At 62.1% G+C, this 17,709-nt stretch carries 5 protein-coding genes; 2 read left to right on the top strand and 3 right to left on the bottom strand.

The window, feature by feature from the left end; all coding sequences use genetic code 11:
- Positions 1-215 precede the first annotated feature (215 nt).
- Positions 216-13,199, top strand: a complete 12,984-nt coding sequence (locus PSH97_RS19585) for a non-ribosomal peptide synthetase (RefSeq protein WP_305446338.1) — start codon at positions 216-218, stop codon at positions 13,197-13,199.
- Between the two features lie 201 nt (positions 13,200-13,400).
- A complete protein-coding gene (locus PSH97_RS19580) occupies positions 13,401-14,213 on the top strand; it encodes an alpha/beta fold hydrolase (RefSeq protein ID WP_305446337.1) in 813 nt (270 codons plus the stop codon).
- A 94-nt stretch (positions 14,214-14,307) separates the two neighbouring features.
- Here PSH97_RS19580 and dsbG read toward each other — a convergent pair whose 3' ends face one another.
- The 3 genes from dsbG to dsbD are packed head-to-tail and all read right to left on the bottom strand — an operon-like array spanning position 14,308 to position 17,653.
- On the bottom strand, positions 14,308-15,075 hold the full coding sequence (gene dsbG / locus PSH97_RS19575; RefSeq protein WP_305446336.1) for a thiol:disulfide interchange protein DsbG: 768 nt from the start codon (positions 15,073-15,075) through the stop codon (positions 14,308-14,310).
- Entirely contained in the window at positions 15,051-15,917 is an 867-nt protein-coding gene (locus tag PSH97_RS19570; protein ID WP_305446335.1) for a TlpA disulfide reductase family protein, read from the bottom strand. The genes dsbG and PSH97_RS19570 overlap by 25 nt, the downstream gene beginning before the upstream one ends.
- On the bottom strand, positions 15,917-17,653 hold the full coding sequence (dsbD, locus tag PSH97_RS19565; protein ID WP_305446334.1) for a protein-disulfide reductase DsbD: 1,737 nt from the start codon (positions 17,651-17,653) through the stop codon (positions 15,917-15,919). The genes PSH97_RS19570 and dsbD overlap by 1 nt, the downstream gene beginning before the upstream one ends.
- Positions 17,654-17,709: the final 56 nt, after the last annotated feature.

The raw sequence follows: 17,709 nt of genomic DNA, 5'->3' as shown, positions 1-17,709 counted from the left end.
ACCGACCTCAAGCCTGCTGGCGCTCTAGCCTGGCGACTAATTATTTCAAGACCTCATCCGTTCTCATTGGTGAAGGCTTGCGGGCGCAAGCCCCGGCCAAAACAGCGTTCCCAAGCCTTGCGCGGTCGGCGAAGACCGCGTCCTGCATGTCCATGAACGGGCGTGACGTACGAAAACCGATTCCACTTGCAAGCCGAATTCAGGCAGGAAACCTCATGACCGACGCGTTCGAACTCCCTAGCACACTGGTCCAAGCCCTTCAGCGCCGCGCGGCCCTGACGCCGGACCGGGTGGCCTTGCGTTTTCTCGCCGAAACCCAGGATCAGGCTGCGGTGCTCAGTTATCGTGAGCTCGATCAGCGGGCGCGAACCATTGCCGGTGCGTTGCAGGCCGAGACGTCGTTTGGCGATCGCGCGGTGCTGCTGTTTCCCAGTGGCCCGGACTACGTCGCGGCGTTTTTCGGTTGCCTGTACGCAGGCGTCATTGCGGTGCCGGCCTATCCACCTGAATCGACCCGTCGTCATCATCAGGAACGTCTGCTGTCGATCATTGGCGATGCCGAGCCGCGCTTGCTATTGACCAGCGCCGACCTGCGCGACGCGTTACTGCAAATCGACGAGGCGCCGCCGCTGCTGTGTGTCGATACCCTCGACAGCGCCCTGGCCGAACGCTGGGTCGCACCGGACTTGCACGGCGACCACATCGCGTTCCTGCAATACACCTCCGGTTCCACCGCGTTGCCTAAAGGCGTGCAAGTCAGTCACGGCAACCTGGTGGCCAACGAACTGCTGATTCGCCACGGATTCGGCATCGATTTGAACCCCGATGACGTGATCGTCAGCTGGCTGCCGCTGTACCACGACATGGGCCTGATCGGTGGCCTGTTGCAGCCGATTTTCAGCGGCGTGCCCTGTGTGTTGATGTCGCCGGCGTACTTCCTCGGCCGACCATTGCGTTGGCTGGAGGCGATCAGCGAATACGGCGGCACCATCAGCGGCGGGCCGGACTTCGCCTATCGGCTGTGCAGCGAACGGGTCAGCGAATCGGCGCTGGAGCGTCTCGACCTGAGTGGCTGGCGCGTGGCGTATTCCGGTTCCGAACCGATTCGCCTCGACACCCTGGAACGTTTCGCCGAGAAGTTCGCGGCCTGTGGCTTTACCTCGGACAGCTTCATGGCCTCTTACGGGCTGGCGGAAGCCACGCTGTTCGTTGCCGGCAGCCCGCGCGGTCAGGGCATTCCATCGTTGCGTGTGGATGATCAAGCGCTGGCGCAGAACCGTGCCGAGCCGGGCGATGGCAGTCCGATCATGAGTTGCGGTATCAGCCAGCCGGATCACGCGGTGCTGATTGTCGATGCCGTCTCGCTCGACGAACTCGCCGACAACGTGGTCGGTGAAGTCTGGGCTGCCGGGCCGAGCATCGCCCATGGCTACTGGCGCAACCCCGAAGCCACGGCCAAGACATTCGTCCAGCACGCCGGTCGTACCTGGCTGCGCACTGGCGACCTGGGGTTTTTGCGTGACGGGGAACTGTTCATCACCGGGCGCCTGAAAGACATGCTGATCGTTCGCGGTCACAACCTCTATCCGCAGGACATCGAGCAGACCATCGAGCGTGAAGTGGAGGTGGTGCGCAAAGGTCGCGTGGCCGCGTTTGCGGTCAACATCGAGGGGCAGGAGGGCATCGGCATCGCTGCGGAAATCAGCCGCAGCGTGCAAAAAATCCTGCCGCCCGAGGCGCTGATCAAAGCCATTCGCCAAGCAGTGGCTGAGGCGTATCAGGAAGCGCCGAGTGTGGTGGTATTGCTCAATCCGGGAGCGCTGCCGAAAACGTCCAGCGGCAAATTGCAACGCTCGGCGTGCCGCAATCGCCTGGCCGATGGCAGCCTGGACAGCTATGCGCTATTCCCGTCGGCAGACAGCGCAAGCCCATCTGAAACCAACACTGGCTCAGAGCTGCAAGGCTTGATCGGCAATATTTGGTGCCAACAGCTCAGCGTCCAACAGGTCAGTGCTGACGATCACTTTTTCCTGCTCGGCGGCAACTCCATCGCTGCCACTCAAGTGGTCGCGCGCCTGCGTGAAGAGCTGGGGCTGGAGCTGAATTTGCGCCTGTTGTTCGAAGCGCCGACCCTCGGCGCGTTCGCTGCCGCGGTCGCCCGGCAACAACAGGATGGCGGCGTGGCCCAAGGCGTGATCATGCCCTTGTCGCGCAGCGAAGCCATGCCGCAATCCCTGGCGCAAAACCGTTTGTGGATCACCTGGCAACTCGACCCGCAGAGCAGCGCCTACAACATACCCGGTGCCTTGCGCCTGCGCGGCGAACTGGACGAAGACGCCTTGCGCGCCAGTTTCCAGCAACTGATCGAACGTCACGAATCCCTGCGCACGCGGTTTTTCGAGCGGGATAGTGTGGCCTTGCAACAGGTCATTGCTGCCGGTGAGTTCAACCTGCAAGTGATCGACATCAGTGACCTGCCGGCCGCCGAGCGTGAAGCCCGCGCGCAGCAGATCCGTGAAGACGAAGCCCGCACCCAATTCGATCTGGAAAAAGGCCCGCTGCTGTGGGTGACCCTGGTACGCCTCGGCGATGAAGACCATCAACTGCTGGTGACCCTGCACCACATCATCGCCGACGGCTGGTCGCTGAACGTGCTGATCGACGAATTCTCGCGGCTGTATGCGGCCGCCTCTCAAGGCCAGACCGCCAGCCTTCCAGCGTTGCTGACGCAATACGCCGACTATGGCAGTTGGCAGCGCCAGTGGTTGGCGCAAGGGGAGGGCGAGCGTCAACTCGCTTACTGGAAAGAGCAGTTGGGCGTTGATCATCCGACCCTGAACCTGGCCACCGATCATCCGCGTTCGGCCCAACACACTCACAGCGCCGCCCGTCATACGCTGCGTTTGGACGCCAGCCTGAGTGATGCCATTCGCCAGACGGCCCAGGCCCATGAAGCGACGCCGTTCATGCTGTTGCTCGCGGCATTCCAGAGCCTGCTGCATCGCTACAGCGGCCAACGCGACATCCGCGTCGGCGTGCCGAATGCCAACCGTCCGCGCCTGGAAACCCAAGGGCTGATCGGCTTCTTCATCAACACCCAAGTGCTGCGCGCCGAGGTGGATTCGCGATTGCCATTCGTTGAGTTGCTGGCACAAACCCGTCAAGCCGCATTGGGCGCGCAAGCGAATCAGGATCTGCCGTTCGAACAACTGCTCGAGGCCTTCCCCCAGGCCCGCGAGCAGGGCTTGTTCCAGGTCATGTTCAACCACCAGCAACGGGATCTCAGTGCGCTGCGTCGCTTGCCGGGGCTGCTCGCCGAAGAGCTGCCGTGGCACAGTCGCGAAGCCAAGTTCGACCTGCAACTTCACAGTGAAGAAGACCGCAATGGTCGCCTGAGCCTGTCGTTCGACTATGCCAGCGAGTTGTTTGACGGCACGACTATCGAGCGCTTGGCCGAGCATTTCAGCAACCTGCTGCGAGCCGTCTGCGAACAACCGATGACTGCCATCGGCGACCTGCAATTGCTGACCTCGGGCGAGCACGATCAGCAGTCCATCTGGAGCGCCGCACCCTGCACACCGGCCAGCCAATGGCTGCCTGAGTTGCTCAACGAACAAGCGCGCCAGATCCCGGAGCGCACCGCGCTGCTGTGGGACGGCGGCAGCCTGGACTTCGCCGAACTGCACGCCCAGGCCAACCGCCTGGCGCATTACCTGCGCGACAAAGGCGTCGGCCCGGACGTGTGCGTGGCCATCGCAGCCGAGCGTTCGCCGCAGTTGCTGATCGGCTTGCTGGCGATCATCAAGGCCGGTGGCGCTTATGTGCCGCTGGACCCGGATTACCCGGCTGAGCGCCTGGCTTACATGCTCAGCGACAGTGGCGTCGAACTGCTGCTGACCCAAACCGAATTGCTCGATCGCCTGCCGGCCACCGATGGCGTCAGCGTGATCGCCATGGACGCCCTGCATCTGGAGAACTGGCCAAGCCATGCGCCGGGTTTGCACCTGCACGGCGATAACCTGGCCTACGTGATTTACACCTCTGGTTCCACTGGTCAACCGAAGGGCGTAGGCAACACTCACTCAGCCCTCGCTGAACGCCTGCAATGGATGCAAGCCACCTACCGTCTGGATCAAACCGATGTGCTGATGCAAAAAGCGCCGATCAGTTTCGACGTGTCGGTGTGGGAGTGCTTCTGGCCGCTGATCACCGGTTGCCGCTTGTTGATCGCCGGTCCTGGTGAGCACCGCGATCCGCATCGCATCGCGCAACTGGTCCAGCAATACGGTGTGACTACGCTGCACTTCGTACCGCCGTTGCTTGCGTTGTTCATCGACGAACCACTCAGCGCCGAATGCACCAGCCTGCGCCGGCTGTTCTCCGGCGGCGAAGCCTTGCCCGCCGAACTGCGCAATCGCGTACTGGAACACTTGCCGGCAGTGCAACTGCACAACCGCTACGGCCCGACCGAAACGGCAATCAACGTCACCCACTGGCATTGCACAACGGCTGATGGCGAACGCTCACCGATTGGCCGGCCATTGGGCAACGTGTTGTGCCGCGTGCTCGACAGCGACCTCAACCCGGTGCCGGCCGGTGTGCCGGGAGAACTGTGCATCAGCGGTATCGGTTTGGCCCGTGGTTATCTCGGTCGTCCAGGCTTGACCGCGGAGCGCTTTGTGGTCGATCCGCTGGGCGAGCAGGGCGCACGTCTGTACCGCACCGGCGACCGTGCCCGCTGGACCGCCGACGGCGTGATCGAATACCTCGGTCGTCTCGATCAGCAAGTCAAACTGCGCGGTTTTCGTGTCGAGCCGGAAGAGATCGAAGCGCGTCTGTTGGCGCAGCCCGGCGTCGCCCAAGCGGTGGTACTGGTGCGCGAAACGGCGGCGGGCGGGCAGTTGATCGGTTACTACACCGCCACTGAAACCAGCGAAACCATCGATGCTCAAACCACGCGCCTGAAAACCGCGCTGGCGGCAGAGCTGCCGGAATACATGGTCCCGGCGCAACTCATGCGTCTGGATGAAATGCCCCTGAGCCCAAGCGGCAAACTCGACCGCCGCGCCTTGCCGGAACCTCAATGGCAAGTCCGTGAGCACGTCGAACCGGTCACTGCCCTTGAGCAGCAAATCGCCGGCATCTGGCGCGAAGTGCTGGGCCAAACGCAGATCGGTCTGCGCGATGACTTCTTCGCCCTCGGGGGCCATTCTTTGCTGGCCACGCAAATCATTTCCCGCACCCGCCAGGCCTGCGACGTCGAGTTACCGCTGCGGGCGCTGTTCGAGGCCAGTGAGCTGGGCGCTTTTGCCGAACAGGTTCGCTTGATCCAGGCCAGCGGCAAAACCAACAAACAGCCGCCGATCGAGAAGGTCGACCGCAGCCAACCGGTACCACTGTCCTATTCTCAGCAACGCATGTGGTTCCTCTGGCAGATGGAGCCGGACAGCCCGGCCTACAATGTCGGCGGCATGGCGCGGTTGCGCGGCGTGCTGGATGTCGGGCGTTTCGAAGCGGCGCTGCAAGCGCTGATCATGCGGCACGAAACCCTGCGTACGACGTTCCCGAGCGTCGACGGCGTGGCCCGGCAACAGGTGCATCCGGACACCGGCCTGCGCATGGACTGGAAGGATTTTTCCGTGCTGGCGGTCGACACCCGTGAACAACGGGTACAGCAACTGGCCGACGATGAAGCCCATAAACCTTTCGATCTGGAAACCGGCCCGCTGCTGCGTGCTTGCCTGGTCAAGACCGCCGAGCAGGAGCATTACTTCGTCCTGACCCTGCACCACATCGTCACCGAGGGTTGGGCGATGGACATCTTCGCCCGGGAACTGAGCGCGCTCTACGAAGCCTTCGTCGATGACCGCGATTCGCCGCTGCCACCGCTGCCGGTGCAGTATCTGGATTACAGCGTGTGGCAGCGCCAGTGGCTGGAGTCCGGCGAACGTCAGCGCCAGCTCGATTACTGGACCGCGCAACTGGGCCGCGAACATCCGCTGCTGGAATTGCCGGCCGATCGTCCGCGTCCGCCGGTGCAAAGCCATCAGGGTGAACTGTTCCGCTTCGACCTCAGCGATGATCTTGCGGCGCGGGTTCGTGCCTTCAACGCCTACAACGGTCTGACTCTGTTCATGACCATGACCGCCGCGCTGGCGGTGCTGCTTTACCGCTACAGCGGCCAGACCGATCTGCGTATCGGCGCGCCAGTGGCCAACCGCATTCGCCCGGAAAGCGAAGGGCTGATCGGCGCATTCCTCAACACTCAAGTGCTGCGTTGCCAGCTCGACGGGCAGATGTCTGTCGGCGAGTTGTTCGAGCAGGTTCGCCACACTGTGATCGAAGGCCAGTCCCATCAGGACCTGCCGTTCGATCATCTGGTTGAAGCCTTGCAGCCAACCCGCAGTGCGGCTTACAACCCGCTGTTTCAGGTGATGTGCAACGTGCAGCGCTGGGAATTCCAGCAGAGCCGAACCCTGGCCGGTATGACTGTCGAGTACCTGGCCAACGATGCGCGAGCGACCAAGTTTGACCTCAACCTGGAAGTCACCGACCTCGACCATCGACTCGGTTGCTGCCTGACCTACAGCACCGATTTGTTCGATGAACCGCGCATTGCGCGCATGGCCGGACACTGGCGCAATGTGCTGGAAGCGTTGCTCGCCGATCCGCAACAGCGCCTCAGCGAACTGCCGTTGCTGGAAGCCACCGAACAGCAAAACCTGCTCGACAGCCTCGGCATTGAGCCGGGCGAACATCGTCTCGATCAATGCATCCATCACCTGTTCAGCGAGCGAGCCCTGGTGCGCAAGGACGCGCCGGCCCTGACGTTTGCCGGCCAAACCTTGAGCTACGCCGAGCTCGACAGTCGCGCCAATCGTCTGGCCTGGATGCTGCGCGAGCGCGGTGTCGGGCCGCAGGTGCGGGTCGGCCTGGCGTTGGAGCGCTCGCTGGAAATGGTCATCAGCCTGCTGGCGATCCTCAAGGCTGGCGGCGCCTATGTGCCGCTGGACCCGGAATACCCGCTGGACCGCTTGCACTACATGATCGAAGACAGCGGCATCGGTTTGCTGCTCAGCGATGCGGCGATGTTCGCGGCGCTCGGTGAATTGCCGGCCAGCGTCGGTCGCTGGTGCCTGGAAGAAGACGCCGCTGCACTGACCAACTACCCGGCCAGCGAACTGCCGTTTATCAGCCTGCCGCAACATCAGGCGTACCTGATTTACACCTCCGGCTCCACCGGCAAACCGAAAGGCGTGGTGGTGTCCCACGGTGAAATCGCCATGCACTGCCGTGCCGTGATCGAGCGCTTCGGCATGCGTCCGGACGACTGTGAGTTGCACTTCTATTCGATCAACTTCGATGCCGCGACCGAGCGTCTGCTGGTGCCGCTGTTGAGTGGTGCGCAGGTTGTCCTGCGTGCTCAGGGGCAGTGGGATGCGCAAGAAATCTGCGGGCTGATTCGTCGGCACAACATCAACATTCTTGGTTTCACCCCAAGCTACGGCAGCCAGTTGGCGCAATGGCTGGCGACCCAGGGCGAAACCCTGCCGGTGCGTATGTGCATCACCGGTGGCGAGGCCCTGACCGGCGAACACTTGCAACGGATTCGCGCGGCGTTCAAACCGAGCGTGTTTTTCAACGCTTACGGCCCGACCGAAACCGTGGTCATGCCGCTCGCCAGCCTGGCACCCGAGCAACTGGAAGAAGGGCTGGGCAGCGTGCCGATCGGCAACGTGATCGGCGCTCGCGTCGCCTACATCCTCGACGCCGATCTGGCGTTGGTGCCGCAAGGCGCGACGGGCGAATTGTATGTCGGCGGTGCAGGCCTGGCGCAGGGGTATCACCAGCGTCCGGGCATGACCGCCGAACGGTTTGTTGCCGATCCTTTTGCAGTGAACGGCGGGCGTCTGTATCGCACCGGCGACCTGGTGCGCCAGCGTGCCGATGGCTTGGTGGAGTATCTGGGGCGCATCGACCATCAAGTGAAGATTCGTGGTTTCCGCATCGAACTGGGCGAGATCGAAACCCGTCTGCTGGAACACGAATCCGTGCGTGAAGCAGTGGTGCTGGCCCTCGACGCACCGAGCGGCAAGCAGTTGGTCGGCTACCTGGTCACCGACGTCGCCGAACAGGATGAAACGCAACAAGCTGCATTGCGCGAAGCGCTGAAGGCGCACCTCAAATCTCAGTTGCCGGATTACATGGTGCCAACGCACTTGATCCTGCTGGCCAGCATGCCGCTGACCGCCAACGGCAAACTCGACCGCCGCGCACTGCCGGCCCCGGACCCGGAGTTGAATCGTCAGCAGTACGTGGCGCCGAGCAATGAACTTGAGCTGACCCTGGCTGGCATCTGGTGCGAAGTGCTGAACGTGCAGCAGGTCGGCCTCAACGACAACTTCTTTGAACTGGGCGGCGATTCGATTCTGTCGATCCAGGTGGTCAGCCGTGCGCGGCAGCAGGGCATCCATTTCAGCCCACGGGACTTGTTCCAGCACCAGACCGTGCAAACTCTCGCCGCTGTCGCGACCCGCACCGAGCAGGTCACGGCCGAGCAAGGTTTGTTGAGCGGTGAATCGCGTTTGACGCCGATTCAGCACTGGTTCTTCGACACTGAAATCCCCCAGCGTCAACACTGGAACCAGGCGTTGCTGCTGGAGCCGACCGTGGCGCTCGACCCGCATCGTCTGGAGCAAGCGCTGCTGGCGGTGATCGAACAGCACGACGCCTTGCGCCTGCGCTTTACCGAAGTCGCCGGCCATTGGCAGGCCGAGCACCAGGCGGTTTCCGACGCCGCGGTGCTGTGGCAGGTGAAAGTGCCGGCCATAGACAAATGCGTGGCGCTGTTCGCTGATGCCCAGCGCAGCCTCGACCTTGAGCAAGGGCCGCTGATGCGGGCGCTGCTGGTGGATGATCCTGAGGGGCAACAACGGCTGTTCATTGCCGTTCACCACCTGGTGGTGGACGGGGTGTCGTGGCGGGTGCTGCTGGAAGATCTGCAAACGGTTTATCGTCAACTCGAGTCCCGGCAGTCGGTAAAACTGCCGGCAAAAACCAGCGGCTTCAAGGACTGGGCCGCACGGTTGCAGGCTTACGCCGGCAGCGAATCCCTGCGTGAAGAATTGAGCTGGTGGCAGACGCAGCTGGCCGGTCCAAGCGTTGAATTACCGTGTGATCGTCCGCAGGGCGGACAGCAAAATCGCCACGCGCAAACCGTCAGCGTGCGCCTCGACAGCGAGCGTACCCGCCAACTGTTGCAACAGGCGCCGACGGCCTATCGCACTCAGGTCAACGATTTGCTGCTGACCGCATTGGCCCGTGTGGTGTGCCGCTGGAGCGGTCACGAATCGGCGTTGATTCAACTCGAAGGCCACGGTCGCGAAACCCTGTTCGACGAGATCGACCTGACCCGCACCGTTGGCTGGTTCACCAGCGCCTATCCACTGCGCCTCACACCTGAGAGTGAACAGGGTGCGTCGATCAAGGCGATCAAGGAGCAACTGCGCGCGGTGCCTCATAAAGGCTTGGGTTATGGCGTGCTGCGTTACCTGGCCGACGGTGTGTGCCGTCAGGCCATGGCCGCGCTGTCGGTGGCGCCGATCACCTTCAACTACCTGGGTCAGTTCGACCAGAGTTTCGGCAGCGATGCGCTGTTCCGTCCGCTCGATGAACCGGTGGGCGCGGCCCATGATCCACACGCTCCGCTGCCTAACGAGCTGAGCGTCGACAGTCAGGTGTATGGCGGTGAGTTGGTGCTGCGCTGGACCTTCAGCGCCGAACGCCACGATCTGCAAATCATCACCGATCTGGCAGAGGCGTATCTGGGCGAATTGCAAAGCCTGATTCAGCATTGCCTGAGCGATAACGCAGGCGGCCTGACGCCATCGGACTTCCCGCTGGCCAGACTGACTCAGCCGCAACTCGACGCACTGCCAGTGCCTGCGCCGATGATCGAAGACGTTTACCCGCTGACCCCAATGCAGGAAGGCATGCTGCTGCACACCTTGCTCGAACCGGGCACCGGCCTTTATTACATGCAGGATCGCTACCGCATCAACAGCGAGCTCGACCCGCAACGTTTCGCCCAGGCCTGGCAAGCGGTAATCGCCCGTCACGAAGCCTTGCGCGCCTCGTTCTGCTGGAACGTCGGCGAAGACATGCTGCAAGTGATCCACAAACCGGGCAGCACCCCGATCGAGTATCTGGACTGGAGCGCGGTGGCCGAAACCGAGCAAGAACCGAAGCTGCAGGCGTTGCTGAAAAGCGAGCGTGAGGCCGGGTTCGATTTGCTCAATCAGGCACCGTTCCACCTGCGCTTGATTCGCGTGGGCGCGGCACGTTACTGGTTCATGATGAGCAACCACCACATCCTCATCGATGCCTGGTGCCGTTCGCTGCTGATGAACGACTTCTTCGAGATCTACACCGCCCTCGGCGAAGGTCGGGAAGCGCAACTGGCCGTGCCGCCGCGATATCGCGATTACATCGGCTGGCTGCAACGCCAGAGCCTGGCCGAAGCGCGGCAGTGGTGGCAGCAGAACCTGCAAGGTTTCGAGCGCACCACGCCGATTCCGAGTGACCGGCCGTTCCTGCGTGAACATGCCGGCGACAGCGGCGGTATGATCGTCGGCGACCGTTACACAAGGCTGGATGCCCGCGATGGCGCGCAATTGCGCGAACTGGCTCAGGCCCATCAGCTGACCATCAACACCTTCGCCCAGGCGGCATGGGCGCTTGTGCTGCGCCGCTTGAGCGGTGATCGCGACGTGCTGTTCGGCGTCACGGTCGCTGGGCGCCCGGTGGAAATGCCGGAGATGCAACGCACCGTCGGGCTGTTCATCAACAGCATCGCCCTGCGGGTGAAAATGCCCGAGGACGATCAGCGTTGCAGTGTTCGTCAGTGGCTTAGCGGTCTGCTCGACAGCAACATGCAACTGCGCGAGTACGAATACCTGCCGCTGGTGACCATCCAGGAAAACAGCGAACTGCCTAAAGGCCAGCCGCTGTTCGATAGCCTGTTCGTGTTCGAAAACGCGCCGGTGGAAGTCTCGGTGCTGGACCGTGCGCAAAGCCTCAACGCTACGTCGGATTCGGGCCGTACCCACACCAACTTCCCGCTGACGGCGGTGTGTTATCCGGGCGATGACCTGGGCTTGCACCTGTCTTACGACCAGCGTTATTTCGACGAATCCACGGTCGAGCGCATGCTCGGCGAATTCAAGCGCTTGCTGCTGGCGCTGGTCGAAGGCTTCCATGGCGACATGGCCGATCTGCCGTTGCTGGGCACTGAGGAACAGGACTTCCTGATTCATGGCTGCAACCAGAGCGAACACGACTACCCGCTGGAGCAGAGCTATGTCTCATTGTTCGAAGCGCAAGTTGCCAAGCATCCGCAGCGAATTGTCGCCAGTTGTTTGGATCAGCAGCACAGTTACGTTGAGCTGAACCAGCGCAGCAACCGTCTCGGTCATGCCTTGATCGCCGCAGGCGTCGGGCTCGACCAGCCGGTGGCGCTGCTCGCCGAACGTAACCTCGATCTGCTGGGCATGATCATCGGCAGCTTCAAAGCCGGTGCCGGTTACCTGCCGCTGGACCCGGGCCTGCCGAGTCAGCGTCTGAGCCGCATCATCGACCTGAGCCGTACGCCGTTGCTGGTTTGCACTCAGGCGTGTCGTGAACAAGCCGTTGCGCTGCTGGAAGAGTTCGGTTGTGCCAACCGACCTCGATTGCTGGTCTGGGAAGACGTGCAGGCACGTGATGTTTCGGTGGCCAATCCGGGTATTTACAGCGGCCCGGACAACCTCGCCTATGTGATCTACACCTCGGGTTCCACCGGCCTGCCGAAGGGGGTGATGGTCGAGCAGCGCGGCATGCTCAATAACCAGTTGAGCAAGGTGCCATACCTGAAACTGAGCGACGCCGACGTGATCGCCCAGACCGCTTCGCAAAGCTTCGACATCTCGGTCTGGCAGTTCCTCGCGGCACCGCTGTTCGGCGCTCGGGTGGACATCGTGCCGAACAGCATTGCCCACGATCCGCAAGGCTTGTTGGCTCACGTTCAGAGCCAGGGCATCACCGTGCTGGAAAGCGTGCCGTCACTGATTCAGGGCATGCTCGCCCAGGACCGCATGAGCCTCGACGGCCTGCGCTGGATGCTGCCGACGGGTGAAGCAATGCCGCCGGAGCTGGCGCACCAATGGTTGCTGCGTTACCCGCAGATCGATTTGGTGAATGCTTATGGTCCGGCGGAATGCTCGGACGATGTGGCGTTCTTCCGGGTCGACCTGGCCTCGACGCGCGGCAGTTATCTGCCGATTGGCACGCCGACCGACAACAACCGTTTGTATTTGCTCGATGGCGCGCTGGAACTGGTGCCGTTGGGGGCGGTGGGCGAGTTGTGCGTGGCTGGCATCGGTGTGGGACGGGGCTATGTGAGCGATCCGTTGCGCACTGCGCAGGTGTTTGTGCCAAACCCGTTCGGTGCGCCGGGGGATCGCTTGTATCGCACCGGCGACCTGGCCCGACGTCGCAGTGACGGCGTGCTGGAATACGTCGGACGCATCGACCATCAAGTGAAGATTCGCGGTTACCGCATCGAACTGGGTGAAATCGAGGCCCGTCTGCACGAGCAGCCAGAAGTTCGCGATGCAGCGGTGGGTGTGCAGGAAGGCGTGAATGGCAAGCATTTGGTCGGCTATCTGGTCGCAGCCGATTCGGCGCTCAATCCGAACGAACGACTGGAGCGTATCAAGCAACGTCTGCGCGCAGAGTTGCCGGAATACATGGTGCCGCTGCACTGGTTGTGGCTCGATAAGCTGCCGCTCAACGCCAACGGCAAACTCGATCGCAAGGCCTTGCCGGCGCTGGAGATCGGCCAGTTGCAGAGCCAGGACTATCAGGCGCCGCGCAATGAGCTGGAACAGACACTGGCGGATATATGGGCCCAGGTGTTGAAGGTCGAGAAGGTCGGCGTGCGTGACAATTTCTTCGAGCTCGGCGGGCATTCGCTGCTGGCCACACAGATCGCCTCGCGGGTGCAAAAAGCCCTGCAACGCAACGTGCCGCTACGGGCGATGTTCGAGTGCAGCACCGTGGCGGAGCTGGCCGAGTACATCGACGGGTTGGCGGCGAGCGACATTACCGAGGAGAAGGTGGATCGGTTGAATGATTTGATGGCGGAGTTGGAGGGGCTGTAGTTCTCTAGCGTCAGTGAGGGCCTCTTCGCGGGCAAGCCCGCTCCCACACTGGGCCTGTGTTCGCAGGACAAATGTGGGAGCGAGCTTGCCCGCGAAGGGGCCAGTGCAGCCACCTAAAAGCTCCGGGTTGACTGCCGGTCCCATGCGGCTCAGTCTTCCCGTGCCTTTTTAATGGATCCGATTTCACCAGGGAGACAGTCGATGCCCTTCGTAACGGTTGATGGACAAGCGCTTCACTACATAGATCAAGGCACGGGCCCAGCGGTGCTGCTGGCCGGCAGTTACCTGTGGGACCACGCCATGTGGGCGCCGCAGATTACGGCGCTGTCGCAGCACTATCGGGTCATCGCCCTGGACCTGTGGGGCCATGGCGAATCCGGACGGATGCCCGAATGCACAAAGTCGCTGGATGACGTGGCGCGCCAGGCACTGGGCTTGCTCGATCATCTGGACATCGATCGCGTCACGCTGGTCGGTCTTTCGGTGGGTGGCATGTGGGGCGTGCGACTGGCGCTGTCGGCACCGCAGCGGCTCGACGGTCTGGTGCTGATCGACACCTACGTCGGCGTCGAACCGGAACCGACCCGCCAATACTATTTCTCGCTGTTCAAGCAGATCGAAGACAGCGGTGTGATCTCGCCGCAGCTGCTCGATATTGTGGTACCGATCTTCTTCCGTCCGGGCATCGATCCGCAGTCGGCGCTGTATCAGGATTTCCGCGCCAAACTGGCAGCGCTACCAGCCAACCGCCTGCGTCAAAGCATCGTGCCGATGGGGCGGATTACCTTTGGTCGTGATGACCTGTTGCCGCGTCTGGGTGAACTGAACCCTGAAACCACGCTGTTGATGTGCGGCGATCAGGACAAACCGCGACCGCCGTCGGAAACCAGGGAAATGGCCGAGTTGATCGGTTGCCCGTATGTGCTGGTGCCGGAGGCGGGGCATATCTCCAATCTGGAGAATCCGCAGTTTGTTACGGATGCACTGTTGAAATTTCTAGGTGCGAGGAATTAGCCGACTTTAATGGCCTCATCGCGAGCAGGCTCGCTCCCACAGGTGACCGCATATCCCTGCGGGAGCGAGCCTGTTCGCGATGGGGGCGGTGAGGTTACTTCGGCCCGAGAATCTTCACCAACTTCTCCGGCGACGGCGCGCCTTGCTGCTGTTGCAGCTGACCCTTGTCGTCCATGTAGAAAATCGCCGGGGTGGCGGCCAGTTCCAGCTCTTCCATCAACTGCATGTTCGCCGCCAGTTTTGCCTGAATGGCCGGTGGCACGTCTTTCAACGCCTTGAGTGAACTTTCCTTGCCGGATTTCTCGTGGTCTGCCAACGCTTTTTGCGGGTCCTTGGCGGCCAGCAGCGCGGCGGATTTGCCCGGGCTGTCCTCGCGAATGATGCCGACCATAATGTGCCGCAACTGCACCTTACCGGCCTTGACCCACGGCCGCGCCTGTTCCCAGAACATGTTGCAGTACGGGCAATTCGGGTCGCTGAACAGATAGACGATTCGCGGTGCATCCTTGTTGCCATCAGCGATCCAGTTGCTCGCTTCCATCTTGCCCCAGATTTCCTTGGCCATTGGCGCGTAGACCAGTTTCTGCAACGGCGCGCTGCTCAGGTCATTGCCTTCGGCGTCGTACAAATTGCCCAGCAGTACGTGTTTGCCGTCCGGGGTCAGGTACAACGCCATGCCACGGTTCTGGTACTGCGCCGCATAACCGCGCAAGCCGTCGGGTGCGTCGAAGGTGCCGACAATTTTGGCGCCCTTGGCTTCGATCTTCTTGATCGCTTCAGGCAATTCTTCGGCCTGTACCGACGGCAAGTGCAGCAGGGCGGCACCCAGGGTTAACGTCAGCAGGTGGCGGAGGCGGAGCATGGCAATTTCCTTGAAGGCGTGGCCGAGGTGGCCGGGTTCGGGGTGTCGAAGTTTTCCAGGGCGCGGGCCAGGCTGGCTTCAGAGAGTTCGCCCAGATGGCTGCCCAGCAGATACCCGTCAGGGCTATAGAACAGCGTAGTCGGCAATGCCATGGAACCCACCGCCTGACTCAATCGACCGCTGCCATCAAACAGCACGTTGGTCAGGCTCAGGCCCTGGGTTTCGAGGAAGGTGGCGACGCTCTGCATGCTTTCGGACTGGTTGACGAACAGGAAGGTCAGGTCCGGGCGTTGTTGTTGGGCGTTTTCCAGCACCGGCATTTCCCGGCGGCACGGCGGGCACCAAGTGGCCCAAAGGTTGATGACCAGCGGACCGCCCTGGTAGTCGCTGAGCGGAATGGTCTGGCCGGCGGCATTGCGCAGGGTGATCTGCGGCAGGCGCGTGCCTTGTTCGTAAATACTCAGGGAGAACGTCGCCAGCAACCAGAACGCCAGACCACTGACCACGCCAAAGCCCAACGGCCGACGCATGCCCGGGCGACGCCAGCCTCGATACACCGCGGCGAGCAATAGCACGACCACCCCGGGCCAGGCGAGAAAACCACCGTCGCGCAGGTCGATGATCTGCCACGGATCGTTGCGATACTGCGCCCAGTAGGCGATCACGAAACCGACTCGGGCTGCCAGCATGCCCAGCAGGAACAGGCTGAACAGCACCGACTCCGGGTTCTCGCCGCCACGCTTGGCCACCCGCCAGCCGACAAAGGTCGCCAGCGCCAGGGCACTGATCAGCAGCAGGTGATTAAGCGCGATGGCAAAGGTGCCGAGGGTAAAAGTCAGCATTAACGAGCGTCTCGGGTGGTGGTCCAGCGTTGCAGGAAGGTGCCGGCATCGACCTCACCGGTGATGCGCTGGCTGCGGCGCTCTTCACCATTGGGGCCGATCCACAACAGGCTTGGCGGCCCCGGCACTTTATAACGGCCGAGCAGTTCGCGGCTGGCGGCATTGTCGGCGGTGACGTCCAGCCGTAGCAAGCGCACATCGCTGAGCGCCTCCAGTACCTGCGGTTTGCCGAAGACCTGTTTTTCCATGACTTTGCACGACACGCACCAGTCGGCGTAGTAGTCCAGCAGCACCCATTGACCCTGGACCTTGGCCGCATCGAGTTCGCGTTGCAGGGCGGCGGGTTCCTTGATCGTGGTGAATGCATCATGCGCGCTCGGTGCAGCAACGCCGGTACGGCCGGCGCTGTACACCTGTAACGGCTGATATGGATTGTCACTGCCGCCCGCCGCACCGATTACCAACAGACTGCCCCAGAGACCCAATAGCAGCGAACTGGCGCCGAACAGTTGGGTGACGCGGCTAAACCCTTGCGACTGCTTCCAGGCGCTGTAGGCCGCGATCAACAACAAGGCGCCACACAGACCGAGCCACAGCGATTCATCCAGCACCGGACGCAGCATCAGCAGCGCGGTGGCGAGGAAGAGGAAACCGAACACACCCTTGAGCAGGTTCATCCACGCACCGGGTTTGGGCAGGAAACGATTGCCGACAGTCACCAGCAGCAACAGCGGCAAACCGATGCCGATGCCCATGGCGAACAGAATCAGCCCACCATGCAGCGCATTGCCGCTTTGGGCGATATAGAGCAGGGCGCCGGCCAATGGGGCGGTCATGCACGGACCTACCAGCAGGCCGGACAAAGCCCCGAGCACGCCGGCACCGATCAGGCTGCCACCGCGCTGATTGCGCGAAACATGCTCCAGCCGATCTCGCACGGCCACCGGCAATTGCAGTTCGAAGAAACCGAACATCGGCAAAGCCAGCAGCACGAACACCGCCGCAAAGCTGCCGAGCAACCAAGGGTTTTGCAACAGCGCCTGAAGGTTCGCACCGAGCAGCGCAGCCAGCACGCCCATCGCCGCATACACCAGCGCCATACTGACAACGTAACTGCCGGCCAGAGAAAAACCGCGTTTGGGCGTGGCGCCACTGCCCACGATCAATCCCGCCAGTATCGGCAGCATCGGCAACGAGCAAGGGGTGAACGCCAGCAGCAGCCCCAGGCCGAAGAACACCAGCAGGCTCCAGCCCAACGCCCGTTGCTGCAGGCCGCTGGCCAGGGCCTGGTCGGGCGCCTCTTCAGTAAACGCGGCAAGGACGTTACTTGTGCCAAGGTTGATCACTTGAGTCTGCGGCGGATAACACAAACCGGCATCGGCGCAGCCCTGGAAGCCTACTTTGATCTGACCAGTGGCTCCGGCCGGAATCTTCAGCTCCAGGCCCTGGCGGTAGACCTGCTGTTCGCCGAAGAACTCGTCGCTGTGGGACTCGCCCTCCGGTAGCACTGGCATCTGCTCCGGGGCCAGACCGTCGAATTTCAGGCGTTTCTGATACAGGTAATAATTGTCGGCAATTTGCCAATAGAGCTGGGTTTCCCCGGATTCAAGGCGCTCGGAGGTGAAGATGAACGCTTTTTCCACCGGGAGAAAATCGGGTTTGGTCTCAAACGGATTCGTTCCAGCCTGGGCCACACCCGAGATCAACAGAACAAAGAATAAAAACAGTCGACGCATGGGTAAGCCTTATCCCTGTGCAAGTGAGGTGCACAGTGGCGAACGGCGATTAACCG

It is taken from the genome of Pseudomonas cucumis, from assembly GCF_030687935.1.
Classification (GTDB): Bacteria; Pseudomonadota; Gammaproteobacteria; order Pseudomonadales; family Pseudomonadaceae; genus Aquipseudomonas; species Aquipseudomonas cucumis.
Note: the sequence above shows the minus strand (reverse complement) of the source record. Positions and strands in the feature narration are given on the sequence as shown.

Bases quoted from the DNA above. Each gene is read 5' to 3' on its own strand.
- PSH97_RS19585 (WP_305446338.1), top strand. From the start codon at position 216: ATGACCGACGCGTTCGAACTCCCTAGCACACTGGTCCAAGCCCTTCAG.
- PSH97_RS19580 (WP_305446337.1), top strand. From the start codon at position 13,401: ATGCCCTTCGTAACGGTTGATGGACAAGCGCTTCACTACATAGATCAA.
- dsbG (WP_305446336.1), bottom strand. From the start codon at position 15,075: ATGCTCCGCCTCCGCCACCTGCTGACGTTAACCCTGGGTGCCGCCCTG.
- PSH97_RS19570 (WP_305446335.1), bottom strand. From the start codon at position 15,917: ATGCTGACTTTTACCCTCGGCACCTTTGCCATCGCGCTTAATCACCTG.
- dsbD (WP_305446334.1), bottom strand. From the start codon at position 17,653: ATGCGTCGACTGTTTTTATTCTTTGTTCTGTTGATCTCGGGTGTGGCC.